Genomic DNA, 19947 nt, shown 5'->3' with positions numbered 1-19947 from the left:
GAAATGTTGACTCGCCGTGGCCAGTTTGCTGGCGGCCGGCTCGCCATTTCCGCCGTTGCGCTTCGGAACAGATCGATTGCAGTCCACCTCTCAGAGCATCAAGCGCCGCCATGCGCGTGCGGGAACCGGCCTTTCCCATCCCCTGCTTGCGATCTGGGCCGGACTGACCTCGGTCATCGTGCTGATGCCGATCCTTGCGATCGCCTGGCTGGCGGTGACCGGCGGCGGCGGCGACTGGCCGCATCTGATAGAAAACGTCATTCCGCGCGCCACAGGGCGAACGCTTCTGCTGATCTCGCTGACGGGAGCAGTGACGGCATGCGTCGGCATTCTCACGGCCTGGCTGGTCGCCAGTTGCGAGTTTCCGCTTCGGCGTTTCCTCTCGGCCGCGCTGGTGCTGCCGCTGGCCATACCGGCCTATCTCGCGGCTTACGCGTTCGGTGAACTCTTCACCTTCACCGGGCCGGTGCAGGGCATGATCCGCGCGATCTTCGGCTTCAAGACAAGCCGCGACTACTGGTTCCCGGACATCCGCTCGCTCGGCGGCGCCGTGCTCGTGCTGAGCTCGGTGCTCTACCCCTACATCTACCTCGCCTGCCGTTCGATGTTCCTGATGCAGGGCCGTGCGGCCGCCGATGTCGCCCGCACGCTCGGCGCCGGTCCGCTCAAGGTTTTCTTCCGCATCCAGATCCCGATGGCGCGACCGGCCATCATGATCGGGCTGACGCTGGTGGCGATGGAAACGCTGAACGACATCGGCGCCGTGGAGTTCCTCGGCGTGCAGACGCTGACCTTCTCGATCTTCGACACCTGGCTCAACCGCGGAAGCCTGGCTGGCGCCGCGCAGATCGCCTGCATCATGCTGGTCTTCGTCATCGGATTGATGATGATCGAACGGGCCGCGCGGCGACGCCAGCGCTTTGCCAGCCAGAAGACCACCGCCGCCGTCCAGGACGCCGCAAGGCTCGTGCTCTCCGGCTGGAAGAAGTGGGCGGCCATGCTCGCCTGCCTCTTGCCCGTGCTCTCGGGTTTTGCCGTTCCTTTCGTCATCCTCGGCAACTTCGCGCTGAAGCGCATCGACCTGTTCTTCGAAGCCCGGCTTCTCAACGCCCTCTTCCACAGCATCCTGGTTTCGGGCGCGACCGCGCTGTTCACGGTCCTGCTCGGCTTCGTGCTCGCCTATGCCGCCCGCAGCGGCCGCTCGCGGGTGACCGACATCGCCGGACGGCTCGCCTCCTTCGGTTACGGCGTGCCCGGCACGGTGCTTGCGATCGGCGTGCTCTTCCCCCTTGCCGCCCTCGACAACATGATCGACGCCGGCATGCGCGAGACGTTCGGCATCTCCACCGGCCTGATGATGACCGGCACCGGCTTCGCGATCATCTATGCCTGCAGCGTGCGTTTTCTCACCATGGCCGAGGGCACGCTCGAAGCCGGCTTCCAGAAGCTTTCGCCGCATCTCGACATGGCGGCGCGCGCGCTTGGGCGCACCGGCGGGCAGACGCTGAGAACCGTGCTGTTGCCGATGATGCGGCCCGCGGTACTGACCGCCGCTTTGCTCGTCTTCATCGAAACCATGAAGGAGCTTTCGGCGACGATCATGCTCAGGCCCTTCAACTTCAATACCTTGGCCACGCTCGTCTACGAGGATGCGTCGCGGGCGAAGGTGGAGGACGCCTCGGTCGCCGCGATGATCATCGTCGTCGCCGGCATGATCCCGGTCATCCTCGTCTCGCGCTCGCTCGAGCGCCGGTCCTGACCGTCTCCGACTCCAAGCGCGTGGCCTGAGAGCCTCGGGAACGCACAAAAAAAAGGTGGCTGGGAGGCCACCTTTGATAATCGAATGCTAAACCAACAAGCGCTCGAGAAGTAACGACATCATGTCCGCGGCGGCATCGCTGCCGGGCGCCGATCCAACATCGATCAGCCTCAAGTTGGCATGACCATGCGCTCCCAATCCTTAACAAGACCTTACCCGCCGCATCCGCAATTTTAGGGATTTTTCAGCAAGTCTGAAGGCTTGGTTAATTCCTATTGCGCGAACCCGTTAACGGCCCCTCAATTTTTAAGGGCATCGAGTCCGGCATAGAGATCGAGCGCTTCGGGGTTGGCGAGTGCCTCCTTGTTCTTGACCGGACGGCCATGCACCACGTCGCGAACCGCTAGCTCGACGATCTTCCCGGACTTGGTGCGCGGGATGTCGGCGACGGCGATCACCTTTGCCGGCACATGGCGCGGCGAGGCCCCGACGCGGATGCGGCTCTTGATCGCCTTCGTCAGGTCATCGGTCAGGGAAACGCCCGGCGCAAGCCGCACGAACAGCACGACGCGCACGTCGTCTTCCCAGTCCTGACCGATGCAGAGCGCTTCGGCCACTTCCTCCATCTGTTCGACCTGGTTGTAGATCTCCGCCGTGCCGATGCGCACCCCACCCGGGTTCAAGGTCGCGTCCGAGCGGCCGTGAATGATGATGCCGCCGTGCTCGGTCCATTCGGCAAAGTCGCCGTGGCACCAGACATTGTCGAAGCGGTCGAAATAGGCAGCGCGATACTTTGCCCCGTCCGGATCGTTCCAGAACATCACCGGCATCGACGGGAACGCCCTGGTGCAGACGAGCTCGCCTTTCTCGCCGCGCACCGACTGCCCCTGGTCGTTCCAGACGTCCATGGCGAGGCCGAGACCCGGTCCCTGGATCTCGCCGCGCCAGACCGGCTTCAGCGGGTTGCCAAGCACGAAGCAGGAGACGATATCGGTGCCGCCGGAGATCGAGGCGAGCTGCACATCCGACTTGATGCCTTCATAGACGAAGGAGAAGCCTTCCGGCGACAGCGGCGAACCGGTCGACGTCAGGAGCCTGAGGCTCGACAGGTCATGGGTCTTCCTTGGCTCCAAGCCGCCCTTGCGCACGGCGTCGATGTACTTGGCCGAAGTGCCGAAGACCGCGAACTTTTCGGCTGCCGCATAATCGAAGAGCACGTTGCCGTCCGGATGGAAGGGCGACCCGTCGAAGAGGCAGAGCGTGGCGCCGACGGCAAGGCCGGAGGCCAGCCAGTTCCACATCATCCAGCCGCAGGTGGTGAAATAGAAGAGCCTTTCGCCTCGGCGAAGGCCGCAGTGGAAACGATGCTCCTTCAGATGCTGCAGCAAGGTGCCGCCAGCCGAATGGACGATGCATTTGGGAACGCCGGTCGTACCCGACGAAAACAGCACATAGAGCGGGTGGCTGAACGGCAGGCGTTCAAAGGTCAGCGCCTTGGCCGCAAACGGTGCGATGAAATCCTCGAGGGTCTTGCCATTCTCGATCGAGGCGGCAAGTGCTGCGCTGTCGCCGGCATAGGGCACGATCAGCGCAGGCACCGACAGAGACTTCGAAACCGCGCGCACCTTCGCGTCGACGTCCTGGCGCTTTCCGTTGTACCAGTAGCCGTCGCAAGCGATGAACAGCTTCGGCGCGATCTGGCCGAACCGGTCGAGAACGCCCTGCTCGCCGAAATCGGGAGAGCAGGACGACCAGATCGCGCCGATCGAGGCCGTGGCCAGCATCAGCGCGATGGTTTCCGGCATGTTCGGCATCATCGCCGCAACCCGGTCTCCGGGGCCAATGCCCTCTGCCTTCAGCGCCTGCTGCAAGCGCGAGACGAGAGCACGCAGATCGTCCCACGACAGGCGATAGCTGACCTTGTCCTCTCCACGGAAGATCAGCGCGTCGCCCTGACCGGTTTCGCGAAGCAGGTTTTCGGCAAAGTTCAGCTTTGCGTCCGGGAAGAACCGCGCATCCAGCATCCGGTCGCCGTTGACAAGGGCGGTCGCGCCACGATCGCCGACCACACCGCAATGATCCCAGACCGCGGTCCAGAAATCGCCGCGCTCGGCCACCGACCAGGCGTGAAATGCATCGTAATCCGCAAAGGCCTGTCCAAAGCGCTCGCCGCACCAGCCCATAAACTCGGCCATAGGGCTATGTGCGCGGATTTCCGGACCTGGAATCCACAACGGCTGCTCTGCTTGCATGCTTTCCTCCACTCCTGCTCCATGCCTTCTATACCATGCTGCATCGCAAAATAAACAGCAGCCGCCACCGGCCCGACATCGCGCCGACGACATTTACCTGTCTGTTACCTGTCCATCGCATTTGATTTCTGAGGACCGAAGGCCTATCCAAGCTCACGTGACCCAAGCGACGGCGACCAGGCGGACATGACACGGAATTTCCTGCATATGATGCGCGACACACGTCCGTGGTCGCGACTGAGCCGTCGCCATTTCCTTTGGCCAGCCGCTGTTGGGGTCGGCCTTGCCGCCGGCTACAATGCCGCGCTGCCCTTGCTGATTTCAACCACCGATGTACGACCGACCGTGGAGCACATGCTCGACGCGTGGTCGGGCGGCAAGAGCCGGATCGCAGGCGATCCCGAGATCAGTTTCTGGCCGGAACCGACCATCACGCTGCACGCTGCGACGATCGAAACGGCCGATGGCACATCGCGCAAGCTCGCCCATATCGGTCGCATCACCGCTTCCTTCAGCCTGCTGTCCGCATTTACCGGCACGCCGAAGCTCAAGGACATGCGGCTGATCGAGCCCGTCGTCACCCTGCAGCGCCGGTCGGACGGCGCACTCAACTGGCAGCGCCCGCATTGGCTGAGCGCGCTGGGATCGGCGGCAGATGGCGACGACACCCCGTTTGGCGACGTGACCGTCGAGAACGGACGGCTGCAGATCATCGACCTCGTCACCAACCGAACGCAGGAATTTTCCGGCATATCCGGGACCGTCAGATGGCCTTCGTTCACCAATCACCTGAGCGCGCAGTTCTCGGGAAACCTTGGCGGGCAACAACTGGCCTGGGCATTCGAATGCAACGAACCGATGACCTTGCTCGCCGGCAATAGCACCGCCTTCAAGACATCGTTGACCTCGACGCCGCTCAATCTCTCCTTCGAAGGCACGGGCAGCCTTGCCGACGTACCGATCGTCGAAGGCCGGCTGCAGGTTTCGACCGCATCGCTTCAGACCTTCGCCGCCTGGTACCAGGGAGCGGCCGACCGCGCATTGCCGGACAAGAGTTTCAGCCTTGGCGCCAACGTCACCAGCACCAGGGCGTCGTTGAAGCTTGACGAACTGCAAATGACGCTCGGCGACGCCAATGCGACCGGCATTCTCGACATCGCCACGCCGCCGCAAGGCGCGCCGCGTATCGAAGGCACACTCGCCTTCGACCATATCGACCTCAACGGGCTCAAGCCGCTCCTTGAACAATTGTCCGCCGAGAGCGACGATTTTGTCCAGGAGTTGAGCGACACCCTCGCACGCAGCCTGCGCGCCGATATCCGGCTGTCGGCACTGGAAGCCGTCGTCGGACCGGTGCGCCTGGTGGATCTAGCCGCCGGCGTCATCGTCGATCATGGCCGCGCTACCGTCGACATCGCCGACAGCACCTACGCCAATGGCAGGCTCAGCGGCCGGATCGCCGCTTCCGCGGCCGGATTGGCTGAAGGCGGCAAGCTTGAGCTGGTGCTGAAAAACGCCGACCTTGCGGCAGCTCTTTCCGGCCTTGGATTTGCCGGCCCGGTGCCGACCGGAAAGGGCAGTGTCAATTTCGATATGGCGACCACCCATCCATTCTGGACCCAGCAGGCGGCCGAGGCCTCCGGCCGCATCCGGCTTTCGCTCGCCAACGGCAGCCTTTCCGGCTTCGATGCGAAAGCCTTTGCGGATCTTGTGCGCGCCGGCGAGTTCTTCTCCCTGGCGCAGGCGAGCGACGGCAGTTTCGCGTTCCAGACCGCAGACATCGAGGCGACCTTCGGCCAGGGATCGGCGCGGCTGAACCAGGCGCTGTTCACCAGCCAGAGCGGCAGCCTCTCGGTCAACGGTGTCATTCCCTACCGCACCGGCAGCCTGGCGCTGGCCGGCACCTATACCGACACATTGAATGCGAGCCAGAGGCTGCGTTTCTTCGTCGGCGGCTCCTGGCCGAATGCGGTGATCTCGCCGTTGTCTGTGCTCGGCGAACCCAACTGAAAAACGGCCGGCGTCGATGACACCGGCCGCCATACTCTGGGACATTCGAACTGCAGCAGATCAGGACTGGGCGAAGGCCGCCCGCTCGTCCCGCTCGCGTTGCGCCTCACGCTGCTTGGTGACAACAGAGGCGACAACCACGCCGATCGCGACGATGCCGATCAGGATCGTGCAGATGGCGTTGATTTCCGGCGTTACGCCGAGCCGCACCTGGCTGTAGATCTTCATCGGCAGCGTGGTGGCGCCCGGCCCGGTGGTGAAGCTCGAGATCACCAGATCGTCCAGCGACAGCGTGAAGGCGAGAACCCAGCCGGAAAACACCGCCGGCGCAATCACCGGCAGGGTGATGGCAAAGAAGGTCCTGACCGGCGTGGCGCCGAGATCAAGAGCCGCCTCCTCGATCGACTGGTCGAAGCTCAGGAGCCGCGACTGCACGACCACGGCGACAAAGCACATGGTGAAGGTGATGTGCGCCAGCGTGCTCGTCCAGAAGCCGAGGTCGAGACCGATCGCGACGAAGAGCAGCAGCAGCGACAGGCCGGTGATCACCTCCGGCATGACGAGTGGTGCATAGACCATGCCGGAAAACAGCATGCGACCGCGGAACCGCGTGTAGCGCACCAGCGCAAGGGCGGCGAGCGTGCCGAGCACGGTCGCGCAGGTGGCCGAGATCAGGGCGACGCGGATCGTCACCCAGGCGGCGTCGAGCAGCGCCTGATTGTGCCAGAGCTGCGTGTACCATTTGGTCGAAAAGCCGGCCCAGACCGTAACCAGCTTCGACTCATTGAAGGAGAAGATCACCAGAAGCACGATCGGCAGGTAGAGGAAGCCGAAGCCGAGCACGATCGAGGCGATGTTGAAGCGCGACCAGTTGCCCATCTCCTACCTCCCCTCGCTGTCGGCTTTGGCCTGAGCGTTCTGGAAATAGACGATCGGCAGCACCAGGATCAGAAGCAGGATCGTCGCCACCGCCGAGGAGACCGGCCAGTCGCGGTTGGCGTTGAACTCGTTCCATAGCGTCTTGCCGATCATCAGCGTTTCCGAGCCGCCGAGCAGGTCGGGGATGACGAACTCGCCAACAGCCGGGATGAAGACCAGCAGGCAGCCGGCGACGACGCCCGCCAGAGACAGCGGGAATGTCACCCGCCAGAACGCCGTGAACGGCGTGCAGCCGAGGTCGAGCGCCGCCTCGGTCAGCGTGTGGTCCATCTTTTCGAGCGAGGAGTAGATCGGCAGCACCATGAAGGGCAGATAGGAATAGACGATGCCGATGTAGATCGCCCAATTGGTATTGAGGATGATCAGCGGCTGGTCGATCACGCCGATCGAAAGGAGGAACTGGTTGAGCAGGCCCTCGGGCTTCAGGATCGCGATCCACGCATAGACGCGGATCAGAAAGCTCGTCCAGAACGGCAGGATCACCAGCATCAGCAGCGTCGGTCGGATGGTCTTCGGCGCCTTGGCCATGCCGTAGGCGACCGGATAGGCGATCAGCAGCGTCAGGACCGTCGAGACGCCCGCGATGATGACGCTCGACACGTAGGCGTTGAAATAGAGCACGTCCTCCGTCAGCCAGACATAATTGTCGAAGCTGAACTCCTTCACGTTTTCGATGATGCCCGAAAGGCCGCCGACGAAATCGAAGACCGGCGTATAGGGCGGCATCGCCACCGCCGTCTGCGACAGCGAGATACGGAAGACGATGAAGAACGGGATGAGAAAGAAGAACAGCAGCCAGGCATAGGGAATGATGATGACGAGGCGGCTGAAGACGGCGGATGCGAGACGGGCCATGACCTCAATCCTTCAGAACGACGCCGGCGTCTTCGCCGAAGGAAACCCAGACCTGCTGGTCATAACCAAGCGGATCCTCGACGGCGCGCACCGCGTTCAGCGACGATGCCTTGATCACCCGGCCATCCCTGAGTCGAACATGGAAAACCGTCATGTCGCCGAGATAGCCGATATCCCAGATCTCGCCCTCGACGGCGTTGACGGGGGCGTGTGCCGGCGGCTGGCGACTGACCCGGATCTTTTCCGGGCGCACCGCGACGGCCGATTTCGCGCCGATCGCCGGCTTTTCGGGCGATGCCATGCGGATCGGAAAGCCGTTGGTGCCTTCGAGACGAACATAGCCACCTTCGACACTGGCAACCGCGCCTTCGAAAATGTTGACGTCGCCGATGAAGTCCGCGACGAAGCGGGAGTTCGGCGCTTCGTAGATCTCGGCCGGCGTTGCCACCTGCGCGACCTTGCCGTGGCTCATCACCGCGATACGGTCCGCCATGGTCATCGCCTCTTCCTGGTCGTGGGTGACGACGACGAAGGTGAGACCAAGCTCCTGTTGCAGGTCCATCAGTTCGAACTGCGTTTCCTCGCGCAGCTTCTTGTCGAGCGCGCCGAGCGGTTCGTCGAGCAACAGAACCTTCGGGCGCTTGGCGAGCGAACGGGCCAGAGCCACGCGCTGGCGCTGGCCACCGGAGAGCTGATGCGGCTTGCGCTGGGCAAATTTCTCGAGCTTGACGAGCTTCAGCATCTGCTGGACGCGTTCGGCGATATCTGCCTTCGGCATGCCGTCCTGCTTCAAGCCGAAGGCAATGTTGTTTTCGACCGTCATGTGCGGGAACAGCGCATAGGACTGGAACATCATGTTGACGGGCCGACGGTAGGGCGGAATGCCGGCAAGGTTCTGGCCGTCCAGAATGATCTCCCCGGAGGTCGGCTGCTCGAAGCCGGCAAGCATGCGCAGGAGCGTCGACTTTCCGCAGCCGGATGCGCCCAGCAGCGCGAAGAACTCGCGCGTGTAGATATCCAGCGAAAGATCGTCGACGGCGGTGAAATCGCCGAACTTCTTGGTAACGTTCTTGACCGAAATGAATGGCTTGGAAGCGGGATCCGCCCAGGGGGCAAAGGACCGCCGGATACTGCCGAGAGACTTCATCATCTATCCCCGAATGATACAGCCGATGGGCACTCTCGTTTTCCCCGGTGCCCCCTTAAGAAAATTGCCCGGATTTTGATGTCCGGGCAATTCGTTTTCCGCTCTTACTGGCCGGTTACGACCTTGGTCCAGAGTCGGGTCAACACCCTCTGTTGTTTCGCCTCGAAGGGCGTCACCGTGAACAGTTTCTGCATCACCTCGTCAGAGGGGTAGATGGCGCTGTCTTCGAGCACCGCCTTGTCAAGAAACTGCTGCGAGGCCTTGTTGCCGTTGGCATAGAAGACGTAGTTCGATGCCTTGGCGACGACTTCGGGCTTCATCATGTAGTTGAGGAAAGCGTGCGCCTCCTCGACGTGCGGCGCATCGGCAGGGATCGCGAGCATGTCGAACCACATCTGCGCGCCCTGGGACGGGATCGCGTAGTCGACGGTCACGCCGGCCTTGGCTTCGGCTGCACGGTCGCGGGCCTGGAAGACGTCACCGGAGAAGCCGAGCGCCAGGCAGATGTCGCCGTTGGCCAGCGCATTGATGTACTCCGAGGAGTGGAACTTGCGCACATAGGGCCGAACGCTCGACAGGAGCTCGGCTGCCTTTTCGAGATCGGCTGCCTCGTGGCTATCCGGATTGAGGCCGAGATAGGCCAGCGCCGACGGCATGACGTCGGTCGGAGAATCGAGCACATGAATGCCGCAATCCTTGAACTTCGCCGCCAGTTCCGGCTTGAAGAGCACGTCCCAATTGGGCTTCTCATCGGTTCCGAGGATCGCCTTCATCTTCTCGACATTGTAGCCGATGCCGGTCGTGCCCCACATGTAATCGATGGCGTACTCGTTGCCCGGATCGTACTTCGCCGTGCGTTCCGTGATCACGTCCCACATGTTGGACAGGTTCGGCAGCTTCGACTTGTCGAGCTTCTGGAACACGCCGGCGGCAATCTGGCGCTGCAGGAAGGTCGCCGTCGGCACGACGACATCATAGCCCGAACCGCCTGCAAGAAGCTTCGTTTCCAGGATCTCGTTGGAATCGAAGACGTCGTAGACGACCTTGATGCCGGTTTCCTTGGTGAAGTCTTCCAGAATGCTGCTGTCGATGTAATCCGACCAGTTGTAGACGTTGACCACGCGCTCCTGCGCCGAGGCCAGCATGGTCGAGCCGGCCAGAATGGCAGCCGCCAGGGTTGTGACGATGAGCTTGGACATACAACTCCCCTCTTGGTTTTTCATTTCGGGTCCGGGTGACCGGTACACCGTGCAATCCGCTTCGCTCAGGCGGCGAGGTTAGGCATGTTTCTCGATAACCTCAAGCGCTTTCATGCCAATGTGACGCGCCGTCGCGTCTCCCCGCGATTTTCACAAGCCAAGGAAAAACGGGCACTTATGGCGGATGGGCGGGCGCCACCTTGCGGACGGCCGGCTTCATCGCGGCGCTCGTCCACCGCAGTCGCATCCGTGGACAGATTGCCATTCACGATTGATTAACCATGACCGGCGTGCGATTTTGCCGCCGGTTGTACATCAGCGTCCTGGGTAGTGTCATGGGTGAAAAGGCCGGCAGCGGAAAGAGGCGAAGGATCGATCCGAAGCAGTTGAAACGCCTGTCGGTGCTCGAACCGCCAAAAGCCCTTCTGGCGATCGCTTTCGACTGGGCGGTGATCGCCGCGGCCATTGCGATCAGCGAATATGCCGGCAATCCGCTGGTCTATCTCCTCGCCGTCCTGCTGATCGCCGGCCGCATGCACGCGCTCGGCTGCATGATCCACGAGGCGGCGCACTACCGCATCATCCGCAACCGCAGGCTCAGCGACTGGATGAGCGATCTGCTGCTCGCCTGGCCATTGCTCGCGACCGTCGACGGCTATCGCCAGAACCATCTTGCTCACCATCAGCACGCCAATACCGACGAGGACCCAGACTGGACGGCGAAGCTCGGCATGCCGCAGTTCACGTTTCCGCAGAAGCTGGCGCGCGGCATTACCCAGCTGCTCGGCTATCTCATCGCGGTCAATTCTCTGCGTGACATGCTGCACATGGCCAGGCGCATGGGCAAGAACGACCGCTCGACACGCCAGTACAAGATGCTGCGGCTCGGCTTCCATGTCGCTGCCGCGCTGATCTTCACGCTCTTCGGCATCTGGCGCGAAGTGGCGCTTTACTGGGTCGTGCCGTTCCTGACCTTCTTCTGCCTGTTCCTTTACGTGCGCAGCGTCGCCGAGCATTTCGGCAGCATGGACTACGGCGACGAACTGACGAGCTCACGCACCGTCTATCCGCACGCCTGGGAAAAGCTGTTCTTCGCGCCCCACAACATCAACTATCACCTGGAGCACCACCTTTATCCGGGTGTTCCCTTCTACAACCTTCCGGAACTGCACCGGATCCTGATGGGCGACAAGGCCTATGCGGAAAAGGCGCACATCACCCACGGCTACACCACCGGGCTTGCGGCCGAGTGCTTCGCGCCGAATGCGCCGCTTCTGCCGGATCAGCACCCCGCCAGCTACTGAAAATCGAAGACGCTGAGGCCGGTCACCATTTCGTCAAGCCCGAGCGGTCGGGTGACCGGCGGCTCGGCGCGCGCGAGACACCCCTGGCGCTCGCAGAGGCGACAGGCCGCGCCGATCGCGACCGCCACAGGGCTGGCATCGCCATAGATCACCTCATTGGCGAAAGACGCCTCGCAGCCGATGAGGAGCGCCGTGCGACGTACCCGTTCGGAAAACCCTGCCTGCGGGCCATCCAGCGTGCGCGCCACCGTCAGGAACTGCGCGCCATCGGGCATGTCGGCGCGATCGACCAGGATCTGCCCGGCCACGGAAAAGGCGGCGTGAATGTTGAGTTTCGGACAGCCCCCGCCGAATTTTGCCTGCGGGAAGCCGGTGGCGCCGGCCCGCCGCAGGCGATGACCGGCATTGTCGATCTCCATCAGGAAGAACGGCACGCCCTGTGCACCGGGTCGCTGCAGCATGGTCAAGCGGTTGGCGACCTGTTCGAACGAGACCTGGAACCGAGCACGCAGCACGTCGACATCGTAGCGCGCCCGCTGGGCGGCGACCAGAAACGCGGCATAGGGCATCATCAATGCATGCGCGCCGTAGCGGGCAAGCTCGAAGCGACCGATACGGCGCGCCTCGGCGGTCGAGAGGCGCAAAGCCCCCAGTTCCGCCACGATCGCGTCGTGGCAGGCGATCGATACGGCCTCCATCGCAATCTCGCGCAACTGGTCATAAGGCGAAAGCCGCTCCGAGATGAACAGGCGCATCGAATGACGGTCGAAACGGCGGCGCAGATTGGGCATCGCATGGACCGGCAGGTTGCGCACAACCAGGCTATGCTCCTTCTTCAGCCAGCCCTTCAGGGCAGCGAGCAGGTCGTCGCCGGGCGAAAGCTGTTCATGAAAAGCCTCGGTCGCCGCTTCGATCCCGGCAAAATGATTGGGTCGCGCCTCGAAGGTTTCGCGCACCTCGTCCATCGGCAGCCGCGTACCCGACAGCGCCGCCATATGCCCCTGCCCCGCCAGCAGGTCGGCGAGATCCTTCAGCCGCGCCGCCTGCTCGCGATAGGCGCGGTAGAGCTTGACCACGCCGCCGGCGGCATTGGGCGCCGCCTCGGCGACCTCGACCAGTTCCTGATCACCCGGCAACTCGGCCGACAGCAGAGGATCGGCAAAAACCTCGCGGAGCTGGGCGAGACTGCCGCCGGTTTCTCCCTGCAGTTCGTCGAGATCCACCTTGTAGACGGATGCCAGCTTCAACAGCAGCTGCACGGTCAGCGGGCGCTGGTTGCGCTCGATCAGGTTGAGGTAGGAAGGCGAGATGCCGAGCGCTTCGGCCATGGCCGTCTGGGTCAGCGCCAGCCCGTTGCGGATACGCCTGACCCGTGGACCCGCAAAGATCTTGTTTTCGGCCATTTGTAACTACCTTTACAACTCCGCGCCAAGCAATGGTTTTACATAATTTACAATTTTACTGCGCTCAGCTGTCAAAGGCAAGACAAGATAACCTTTTTGAAAACGCCAAAACGTTGTTTTCAATAGCCTCATTCCGCAGCGCAATGTAAAAACTGTCACATGAACTCGAAACACAACGGGCCATGAGACGAAAGTCGACCGGACGACGGATTTTTACAGGAGGATGGAATGACTGATTTTTACAAGCTGGTTCCGAGCGCACCGCAGGGCCGCTATGACGGCATCGAACGCCCCTATACCGCCGAGACCGTGAAGCGGCTGCGCGGGTCGGTGGAGATCCGCCATTCGCTGGCCGAGATGGGCGCGAACCGCTTGTGGAAGCTCATCCACGAGGAAGATTTCGTCAACGCGCTCGGCGCGCTCTCGGGCAACCAGGCGATGCAGATGGTCCGCGCCGGCCTGAAGGCGATCTATCTCTCGGGCTGGCAGGTTGCGGCCGACGCCAACACCGCTTCGGCGATGTATCCGGACCAGTCGCTCTATCCGGCGAATGCCGCGCCGGAACTGGCCAAGCGAATCAACCGGACCCTGCAGCGCGCCGACCAGATCGAAACCTCCGAGGGCAAGGGCCTGTCCGTCGACACCTGGTTCGCGCCGATCGTCGCCGATGCGGAAGCCGGCTTCGGCGGCCCGCTGAATGCGTTCGAAATCATGAAGGCCTTCATCGAGGCCGGGGCTGCCGGTGTTCACTACGAGGACCAACTGGCATCCGAGAAGAAATGCGGTCATCTCGGCGGCAAGGTGTTGATCCCGACGGCGGCCCATATCCGCAACCTCAACGCCGCACGGCTTGCAGCCGACGTCATGGGCACGCCGACCCTGGTCATCGCTCGCACCGACGCGGAAGCGGCAAAGCTGCTCACCTCCGACATCGACGAGCGCGATCGTCCCTTTGTCGACTACGACGCCGGGCGCACCGTCGAGGGCTTCTACCAGGTGAAGAATGGCATCGAGCCCTGCATCGCACGTGCGGTCGCCTACGCGCCGCATTGCGACCTGATCTGGTGCGAAACCTCCAAGCCGGACCTGGAACAGGCCCGCAAGTTTGCCGAGGGCGTGCACAAGGCGCATCCGGGCAAGCTGCTCGCCTACAATTGCTCGCCGTCGTTCAATTGGAAAAAGAACCTCGACGACGCGACGATCGCCAAGTTCCAGCGCGAGCTGGGCGCCATGGGCTACAAGTTCCAGTTCATCACGCTCGCCGGCTTCCACCAGCTGAATTTCGGCATGTTCGAGCTCGCTCGCGGCTACAAGGCGAGGCAGATGGCCGCCTATTCGGAGCTGCAGGAGGCAGAGTTCGCCGCTGAAGCCAACGGCTACACCGCGACCAAGCACCAACGTGAGGTCGGCACCGGCTATTTCGACGCCGTTTCGCTGGCGATCACCGGCGGCCAGTCCTCGACGACCGCGATGAAGGAATCGACCGAGCACGACCAGTTCCGCCCGGCCGCAGAGTGAACGGCAGGGGAGCGTGGCAATCCCTGCCCGCCGCGCTCCCCGAACTTTCGAAAGAACCTCGAACCTCAAGGAGAAGTCCAATGACAGTTCAGACACGCGTCAAGGAACGGGCCGAGGAACAGTCTTCGGCGATGACCCCGGACCAGCAGGCAGCCATCCGCATGGTCGCCAACGACCTGCACCGGCTCAACCAGTCGGTCATGAAGGCCGTCGACGCCGGCGTATCGGTCGAGCTGGTCCGCTCGGCACGCCATCACGGCGGCGAAGGCAACTGGGGCGACCTGCTGATCCCCGTCATCGTTACCCAGGGCCGGCCATGACCACCCTTGTCGCGATGCTTGCAATGACGCTGCTTGCCTCGGCTTCGTTTCAGTCGAAGGTCGCGACGCTCGCTGTCGATGCATGCTAAGATTGTAAAACAAGGGCGGCGGCGGCGCGCGACACCCTCTAAACCCAGAATGGCCGACCAAATCGTCGGCCATTTTTCGTTGCACTTGAGCGGCTTGAAGTAATTCCGTCGCGAGCGCGCTGCCATTTCAGGTTGATCGAATCTGCTGGACCTGACTATATTAGACAAACCTGTCTTAGGCAGAGGCACGCATGTATCGATCGATGAAAGCTGCCGATACGGCCGAACTGACCGAGCTGATCTACGGCGCCGCCTTCGGCGACTGCAGCTGGCAGGATTTTCTCGACCGGCTGACGACGACGATGCCGGACGGCCGCTCGGCGCTGCACTACCACGATCTCGCTTCGCCCAAGGCCCACGTGCCCTTTGTTTCCGGCTTCACCGCCGACGACATCGAGCAATTCAACAACCACTTCGCAGCCGTAAACCCCTGGATACCGAAATCCGTGCTGTTCCCGGTCGGGCGCGGCCTTGTCGGCGAACACATCGTCTCGCGTACGGACCTTCTCAAATCGGAATTCTACAATGACTGGCTGAAACGCCGGACCGGCTGCGAGACCAGCATCGGCGCGACGGTCGTGCGCAGTGCGACGCGAACCTTGATTGTCTCGACATGCACGTCGTCGACGGACGATGACGCCAACCTGCGCGCCGCGGACCAGTATACCATTCTGGCGCCGCACCTCAGGCGCGCCTTCGACTTCCTGCGCCGGCGAGACCTGATGACGGCGGAAAACGAAGGGGAAACGCTGCTCGATACGATCGGCGTCGGCGTCATCTATGTCGGCGACAATCTGCGCATCCGCTCCCTGAACGAACGGGCAGGGCGGATGGCCGCAAGCGGCTCGCCTTTCCGCATCACCGTCAACGGGCGGCTGTTCATGGATGCGCCGGAGACCAATGCCGCGCTCGAGCTCCTGGCAGCCCCGATCGCAAGATCGACGCAGCCGCAGGTTCGCCTCGTGCGCACGGCGGAAGGGGAGATCTATCGCGTGACCCTGGTGCGCCGCAGCTCCAGCATCTTTACCGAACTTCTGGATGGTCCGACCGTCGCCGTCTTGGTCGAGCCGGCAACGTCGCTCATCGGCGATGAACGTCTGGATCACCTGAAGGACAATTACGGCCTCACCCCGGCCGAGATCCGCATCGCATCGGGTGTCGCGGCGGGGCTGACGCTGAAGGAGATGTCGCAGGCCAACGGCGTCAGCTACGAGACCACGCGCACCCAACTCAAGAGCGTCTATGCCAAAACGAAGGTCAATTCGCAGGCCGCGCTCGTCAAGCTGCTGATGCGCTGAGCCTCCAGCCAGCCTCAGCCGCGGCGCGGTCGCTTGCCGGCAAAAATGTCCGCGTGGCTGCGCAGGAGCTTCGTCATCCGGTCGACCACGGTGCGAATTTCCTTGCGATGCCGGTCTTCGTTGTTCATCACGATCCATTGCCGGTGCCTGAGCGCCGGAATGTCCTCGCCGGCCCGCTCCAGAAGCGGATCAAGATCGCCGACGAAGCACGGAAGGACGGCGCAGCCGGCGCCCGCGCGGGCAAGGTCGAGCAGGGAGCGTGGCCGCGTGACCGTCGCGATGATGCGCCCATCGCCGCGGGCTACGACCTCTTCGTGCGGCCAGCGCAGATAGGCGGAGATCGCCTCTTCCTCGCCAACCGCCACCCATCGCTCACTGGCCGCAGCCGGAGCATTCTTCTGGCGATAGGCCGCATAGGCGACGTCGCCGACCGGACTTGCCGCCAGATAGCTTTCTTCGGGCTCGAAGGCGCGGATGCCGATATCGGTCTCGCGATAGGCGAGGCTCGCCCGGGTCTCGCCAACGGTCATCGCCAGGCTGAAACCGTCCCTCTCCGTGCAGAGCGCCGGGAAGTTCTCCGCCAGCAGCCAGGCAATCCAGGTTCCAACCGTGATCCGGATCGTCGCGCCCTCGCCTTCCCGCCGCCAGCTTTCCACCCGCCGGGCCGCCGCCTCCATTTCCTGCAACTGCTCGAACAGCAGGTCGCCGTCGCCTGTCAGCTGGTAGCCGGTCTGGCTGCGGGCAAACAGAGCCCGCCCCGTCCTCTCCTCCAGTTCGAGCATGCGCCTGCCGATGGTGGCCGGGCTCGATCCGAGCGCCTGCGCCGCCCCGGTCAGGCCGCCGGCGCGCGCCACGCTCATGAAGCAGCGGTAGATGTCCCAATCCATGTCTTTCATAAATGAAAAACATAGTCAGGTATCCCGCGTATGTAAAACAGTCTTTGATGCATAAAAGAGGTGATGCCCACCACATGAGGAGCATCACGATGGATACGATGGCAATGGTCTTCATCATCGACCTGACCATGAAAAACCGCCGCTGGGACGAGGACTTCGACCCGAAACCGCCGGGACTGCTGAGGCGCATGCTTGGCGCCCTGGCGGCAAGGATCGGCGCATGGCGCGCAAGCCGCCAGCGCGCAGAAAGTGAGCACGCGGACGAAAAAAGCACCGCGAAGCCTTGCGGCCACGCGGTGCAATGTTAGCCCCGGCCCTTGTTGGTTCGCGCGGCTAAAACAGGCCTGCCGCGCGTTCTGCCGACGGCAACAGGATCTGCCGTCAGCAATTCGTTTTCAGGCAGCGGTCAGGCCGCCCGATAGTTGCCGTAGTCCTCGGCCTCCGGCTCCAGCCGGAATTGCTCGACCAGCATCATCAGCGTGTCGGCCTGTTGGGCAAGGGCGCTGCTTGTGGCCGTCGCCTCTTCCACCATTGACGCGTTCTGCTGGGTCATCTGGTCCATCTGGTTGACGGAACCGTTGACCTCGTTGAGCGCCACCGCCTGGTCGCGGCTGGCCGTCGCGATCATTTCCACATGCTGGCTGACGGTGACGATCTGCTGGCTGATCGAGGCGAGCACCGCGCCCGTTTCCTTGACCAGATGCGAGCCCGCGTTGACCTCGTTGGTCGACTTGTTGATCAGACCCTTGATCTCGCGCGCGGCCTCCGCCGAACGTTGCGCCAGCTCGCGCACTTCCTGGGCGACGACGGCAAAGCCCTTGCCGGCCTCTCCGGCGCGTGCCGCTTCGATACCGGCATTGAGCGCCAGAAGATTGGTCTGGAAGGCGATGTCGTCGATGACCTCGATGATCTGTTCGATCTGGCGCGACGCCTCCTCGATCCGGCCCATGGCGGCGATCGCGTTGGTGACGACGGCCGCCGAACTGTCGGCGCTACGCTTGGTCTGGATCACGGCGTGGTTGGCTTCGCCGGCGCGTTCGGCCGACGAGCGGACCGTAACCGTGATCTGGTCGACGGCGGCTGCCGTCTCTTCGAGCGAGGCTGCCTGCGCCTCGGTCCGCTTCGAAAGCGAGTCTGCGGCGTGATGCATGTCGGCGCCGCTCCGCTGGATCGCCTGCGCGTTGCCGCGGATCTGTGCCAGCGTGTCCTGCAGGCGGATCAGCGAGCCGTTGAAGTCGGTGCGCAGCTGTTCGAGCCGGCCGTGGAACGGCACGTCGATCTGGCGCGACAGGTCGCCCTGGGCGAGACGACCAAGGCCGGCTGCCAGCTCGCTGACGGCGAGGTCAATCTGGCGGTCGAGCTCGCGCTTTTCCTGGTCGTTGCGGCTGCGCTCGACCTCGGCGCGGCTGCGCTGTTCCTCGCTTTCGGCCTCGATGCGGACCTTGGAGAGTGCGTTTTCCTTGAACACGCCGAGCGCACGCGCCATGTCGCCGATTTCGTCGCGACGCGCGTCGCCGTCGATCGTGGTGTCGAGGCGACCATCGGCAAGCCGGCGCATCGCCGCGGTGATCTGGCCGATCGGCTTCTTCAGCGTCAGCGTCAGGGCGATACCGGCCAGGAGCGCGATGATCACGCCGGCAACCGTTGCCGCCACCGAGATCTGGTTGGCCTCCTGACGCTCGGTACCGGCCGCAACCTTTTGCTGCTCGGCAAACACCGTCAGATCGCTCCAGATCTGGTTGATCGATTGCCCCGCGGCATCGAAGTCGGCGGTGCGCTTGACGGTAATCTCGACCAGCGCTGCGGCATCCTTCTTCATGGCCGTCAGGATCGGCATCAGCGTATCGGCAATCTTGTCGAAGGAGGCGCCGTCGCTGGCAACGCCGCGCAACGTCGCCATGTTCTGCTGAACAGCGAGTGACTTGTCGAGCAGCTTCTGGCGATTGCCCTCGTTGGTCACGCCCATGAAGGTGGCGGCCGAAATCTGGATATCGGTGATCGACGAGGAAAGACGGCGGGTGGCGGTCAGCACCGATTCCGTCGTGACGATCTGCTCGTCGAGTTCGGCGAAGATGCGCGTGGCATCACGCATCTTGCCGACCGACGCCGCTTCCAGACGGAAGCTCGCGGTGCGGAAGCGGTCGACATATTTGGAGATCCCGGCAAGCGTCTCGGGACCGGCTGGCGCCTTCAGGATCGCGCCGATCTCGGCGGAGGCCGAGGTGATGGTTTCCGTGAGCGACTTTTCGTCCTTCGGCAGAAGCCTGAAAATGTCGCGCTCGGTGCGGCCGATCATCGGAAAGCGTTCCTTGACGGCCTTCAGCTTGTCGTCGACGCTGATCGCCTTGCTGACCTCGGTACCGAATTCGTTGAAGAAGCGACTGGCGCGCATCAGCTTTTCAGCCTCGCGCAGCATGGTCTTGGCGGCGTTTTCGCTCTTGCGGACCGCATATTGCAGCCGGTTCGATTCCTCGTTGATCTTGGCGCGTTCGATGAGCAGCGCGTCGAGGTTGGTGTTCATGGCCGTACGCAGATCCTGCTCGCCGACATGGAGCGTCCAGAGACCGCCGATGCGCGCCTCGATGTCGCTCGTTGCGGCGATGGCGGCCTTCAGCTCGTCCTGGCCGTTCTGGCCGGCGACCTGGGACGCCGTTTCGGAGAGCACGTCCTTCTGCGTGGAAATCGTCGACTGAACGGCGTCGCGGGTTTCCTCCGTCGTCGAATGCAGGAACGCATTCATGCCCGCATAGACATCCTTGAAGCCGCTCAACGTCCTAAGCACGCTGTTCGAAATCTCCATGCGACCCTGAAGCAGGCCGGACGCATAAAGACCGGTGATGCCGACGGCACAGATGCTGACGACGAAGGGCAGGATGAAGAAAAGGACCTTCGTCTGGATCTTGAAACGGGCAAGTATTCTATCAATGAACATGAAAACACCTCGGCTCGCAGCTCGCA

General features: G+C 62.9%; 15 protein-coding genes. 7 read left to right on the top strand and 8 right to left on the bottom strand.

The window, feature by feature from the left end:
- Window positions 1-76: 76 nt before the first annotated feature.
- Window positions 77-1759 carry an iron ABC transporter permease gene (locus VGO12_RS01175; protein ID WP_327510925.1) on the top strand — a complete coding sequence of 561 codons (1683 nt, stop codon included), beginning with the start codon at window positions 77-79 and terminating at the stop codon, window positions 1757-1759.
- Between the two features lie 299 nt (window positions 1760-2058).
- Here the strand turns inward: VGO12_RS01175 and VGO12_RS01170 are convergent, their stop codons facing one another.
- Complete coding sequence (locus VGO12_RS01170) at window positions 2059-4011, bottom strand: acetoacetate--CoA ligase (protein WP_327510924.1); 1953 nt, start codon at window positions 4009-4011, stop codon at window positions 2059-2061.
- A gap of 186 nt (window positions 4012-4197) precedes the next feature.
- On the opposite strand from VGO12_RS01170, the gene VGO12_RS01165 reads away from it, so the two are divergent.
- Window positions 4198-6021, top strand: coding sequence for an AsmA-like C-terminal region-containing protein (locus VGO12_RS01165; protein WP_414650654.1), 1824 nt, complete (start codon window positions 4198-4200; stop codon window positions 6019-6021).
- Between the two features lie 60 nt (window positions 6022-6081).
- On the opposite strand, the gene VGO12_RS01160 is transcribed toward VGO12_RS01165, so the two are convergent.
- The 4 genes from VGO12_RS01160 to VGO12_RS01145 form a co-directional block, all read right to left on the bottom strand.
- Window positions 6082-6900 (bottom strand): ABC transporter permease, encoded by an 819-nt coding sequence (locus tag VGO12_RS01160; RefSeq protein WP_327510922.1) that lies wholly within the window; start codon window positions 6898-6900, stop codon window positions 6082-6084.
- Window positions 6901-6903: 3 nt separating this feature from the next.
- A complete protein-coding gene (locus VGO12_RS01155) occupies window positions 6904-7815 on the bottom strand; it encodes an ABC transporter permease subunit (protein ID WP_327510921.1) in 912 nt (303 codons plus the stop codon).
- A 4-nt stretch (window positions 7816-7819) separates the two neighbouring features.
- Window positions 7820-8962, bottom strand: coding sequence for an ABC transporter ATP-binding protein (locus VGO12_RS01150; RefSeq protein WP_327510930.1), 1143 nt, complete (start codon window positions 8960-8962; stop codon window positions 7820-7822).
- A gap of 104 nt (window positions 8963-9066) precedes the next feature.
- On the bottom strand, window positions 9067-10161 hold the full coding sequence (locus tag VGO12_RS01145; protein ID WP_327510920.1) for a polyamine ABC transporter substrate-binding protein: 1095 nt from the start codon (window positions 10159-10161) through the stop codon (window positions 9067-9069).
- 335 nt (window positions 10162-10496) lie between these two features.
- On the opposite strand from VGO12_RS01145, the gene VGO12_RS01140 reads away from it, so the two are divergent.
- Window positions 10497-11465 carry a fatty acid desaturase family protein gene (locus VGO12_RS01140; protein WP_327510919.1) on the top strand — a complete coding sequence of 323 codons (969 nt, stop codon included), beginning with the start codon at window positions 10497-10499 and terminating at the stop codon, window positions 11463-11465.
- On the opposite strand, the gene VGO12_RS01135 is transcribed toward VGO12_RS01140, so the two are convergent.
- A complete protein-coding gene (locus VGO12_RS01135) occupies window positions 11459-12868 on the bottom strand; it encodes a helix-turn-helix domain-containing protein (protein WP_327510918.1) in 1410 nt (469 codons plus the stop codon). The genes VGO12_RS01140 and VGO12_RS01135 overlap by 7 nt on opposite strands.
- A gap of 228 nt (window positions 12869-13096) precedes the next feature.
- Here VGO12_RS01135 and aceA point away from each other — a divergent pair, with 228 nt between their 5' ends.
- The 3 genes from aceA (at window position 13097) to VGO12_RS01120 (ending at window position 16093) form a co-directional block, all read left to right on the top strand.
- Complete coding sequence (gene aceA / locus VGO12_RS01130) at window positions 13097-14386, top strand: isocitrate lyase (RefSeq protein WP_327510917.1); 1290 nt, start codon at window positions 13097-13099, stop codon at window positions 14384-14386.
- Between the two features lie 80 nt (window positions 14387-14466).
- Complete coding sequence (locus VGO12_RS01125) at window positions 14467-14706, top strand: hypothetical protein (RefSeq protein ID WP_034800815.1); 240 nt, start codon at window positions 14467-14469, stop codon at window positions 14704-14706.
- Between the two features lie 280 nt (window positions 14707-14986).
- The gene (locus VGO12_RS01120) at window positions 14987-16093 is read left to right on the top strand and encodes a helix-turn-helix transcriptional regulator (RefSeq protein ID WP_327510916.1); all 1107 of its coding nucleotides are present in this window, start codon (window positions 14987-14989) and stop codon (window positions 16091-16093) included.
- A gap of 14 nt (window positions 16094-16107) precedes the next feature.
- Here the strand turns inward: VGO12_RS01120 and VGO12_RS01115 are convergent, their stop codons facing one another.
- Complete coding sequence (locus VGO12_RS01115; protein WP_327510915.1) at window positions 16108-16989, bottom strand: LysR family transcriptional regulator; 882 nt, start codon at window positions 16987-16989, stop codon at window positions 16108-16110.
- 104 nt (window positions 16990-17093) lie between these two features.
- Here VGO12_RS01115 and VGO12_RS01110 point away from each other — a divergent pair, with 104 nt between their 5' ends.
- On the top strand, window positions 17094-17297 hold the full coding sequence (locus VGO12_RS01110; RefSeq protein ID WP_327510914.1) for a hypothetical protein: 204 nt from the start codon (window positions 17094-17096) through the stop codon (window positions 17295-17297).
- A gap of 98 nt (window positions 17298-17395) precedes the next feature.
- Here VGO12_RS01110 and VGO12_RS01105 read toward each other — a convergent pair whose 3' ends face one another.
- On the bottom strand, window positions 17396-19921 hold the full coding sequence (locus VGO12_RS01105; RefSeq protein ID WP_327510913.1) for a HAMP domain-containing methyl-accepting chemotaxis protein: 2526 nt from the start codon (window positions 19919-19921) through the stop codon (window positions 17396-17398).
- Window positions 19922-19947 lie beyond the last annotated feature (26 nt).

Source organism: Ensifer sp. (genome assembly GCF_035999135.1).
Classification (GTDB): Bacteria; Pseudomonadota; Alphaproteobacteria; order Rhizobiales; family Rhizobiaceae; genus Ensifer.
The sequence above is the reverse complement of the archived record's forward strand: the minus strand, read 5'-3'. Positions and strand labels throughout refer to the sequence as shown.

Excerpts from the sequence above, each read along its gene's own strand:
- VGO12_RS01125 (WP_034800815.1), top strand. The coding sequence starts at position 14,467 with ATGACAGTTCAGACACGCGTCAAGGAACGGGCCGAGGAACAGTCTTCG.
- VGO12_RS01145 (WP_327510920.1), bottom strand. The coding sequence starts at position 10,161 with ATGTCCAAGCTCATCGTCACAACCCTGGCGGCTGCCATTCTGGCCGGC.
- VGO12_RS01170 (WP_327510924.1), bottom strand. The coding sequence starts at position 4,011 with ATGCAAGCAGAGCAGCCGTTGTGGATTCCAGGTCCGGAAATCCGCGCA.
- VGO12_RS01150 (WP_327510930.1), bottom strand. The coding sequence starts at position 8,962 with ATGAAGTCTCTCGGCAGTATCCGGCGGTCCTTTGCCCCCTGGGCGGAT.
- VGO12_RS01120 (WP_327510916.1), top strand. The coding sequence starts at position 14,987 with ATGTATCGATCGATGAAAGCTGCCGATACGGCCGAACTGACCGAGCTG.
- VGO12_RS01135 (WP_327510918.1), bottom strand. The coding sequence starts at position 12,868 with ATGGCCGAAAACAAGATCTTTGCGGGTCCACGGGTCAGGCGTATCCGC.
- VGO12_RS01115 (WP_327510915.1), bottom strand. The coding sequence starts at position 16,989 with ATGAAAGACATGGATTGGGACATCTACCGCTGCTTCATGAGCGTGGCG.
- VGO12_RS01160 (WP_327510922.1), bottom strand. The coding sequence starts at position 6,900 with ATGGGCAACTGGTCGCGCTTCAACATCGCCTCGATCGTGCTCGGCTTC.
- VGO12_RS01110 (WP_327510914.1), top strand. The coding sequence starts at position 17,094 with ATGGTCTTCATCATCGACCTGACCATGAAAAACCGCCGCTGGGACGAG.
- aceA (WP_327510917.1), top strand. The coding sequence starts at position 13,097 with ATGACTGATTTTTACAAGCTGGTTCCGAGCGCACCGCAGGGCCGCTAT.
- VGO12_RS01105 (WP_327510913.1), bottom strand. The coding sequence starts at position 19,921 with ATGTTCATTGATAGAATACTTGCCCGTTTCAAGATCCAGACGAAGGTC.
- VGO12_RS01140 (WP_327510919.1), top strand. The coding sequence starts at position 10,497 with ATGGGTGAAAAGGCCGGCAGCGGAAAGAGGCGAAGGATCGATCCGAAG.
- VGO12_RS01155 (WP_327510921.1), bottom strand. The coding sequence starts at position 7,815 with ATGGCCCGTCTCGCATCCGCCGTCTTCAGCCGCCTCGTCATCATCATT.
- VGO12_RS01165 (WP_414650654.1), top strand. The coding sequence starts at position 4,198 with ATGACACGGAATTTCCTGCATATGATGCGCGACACACGTCCGTGGTCG.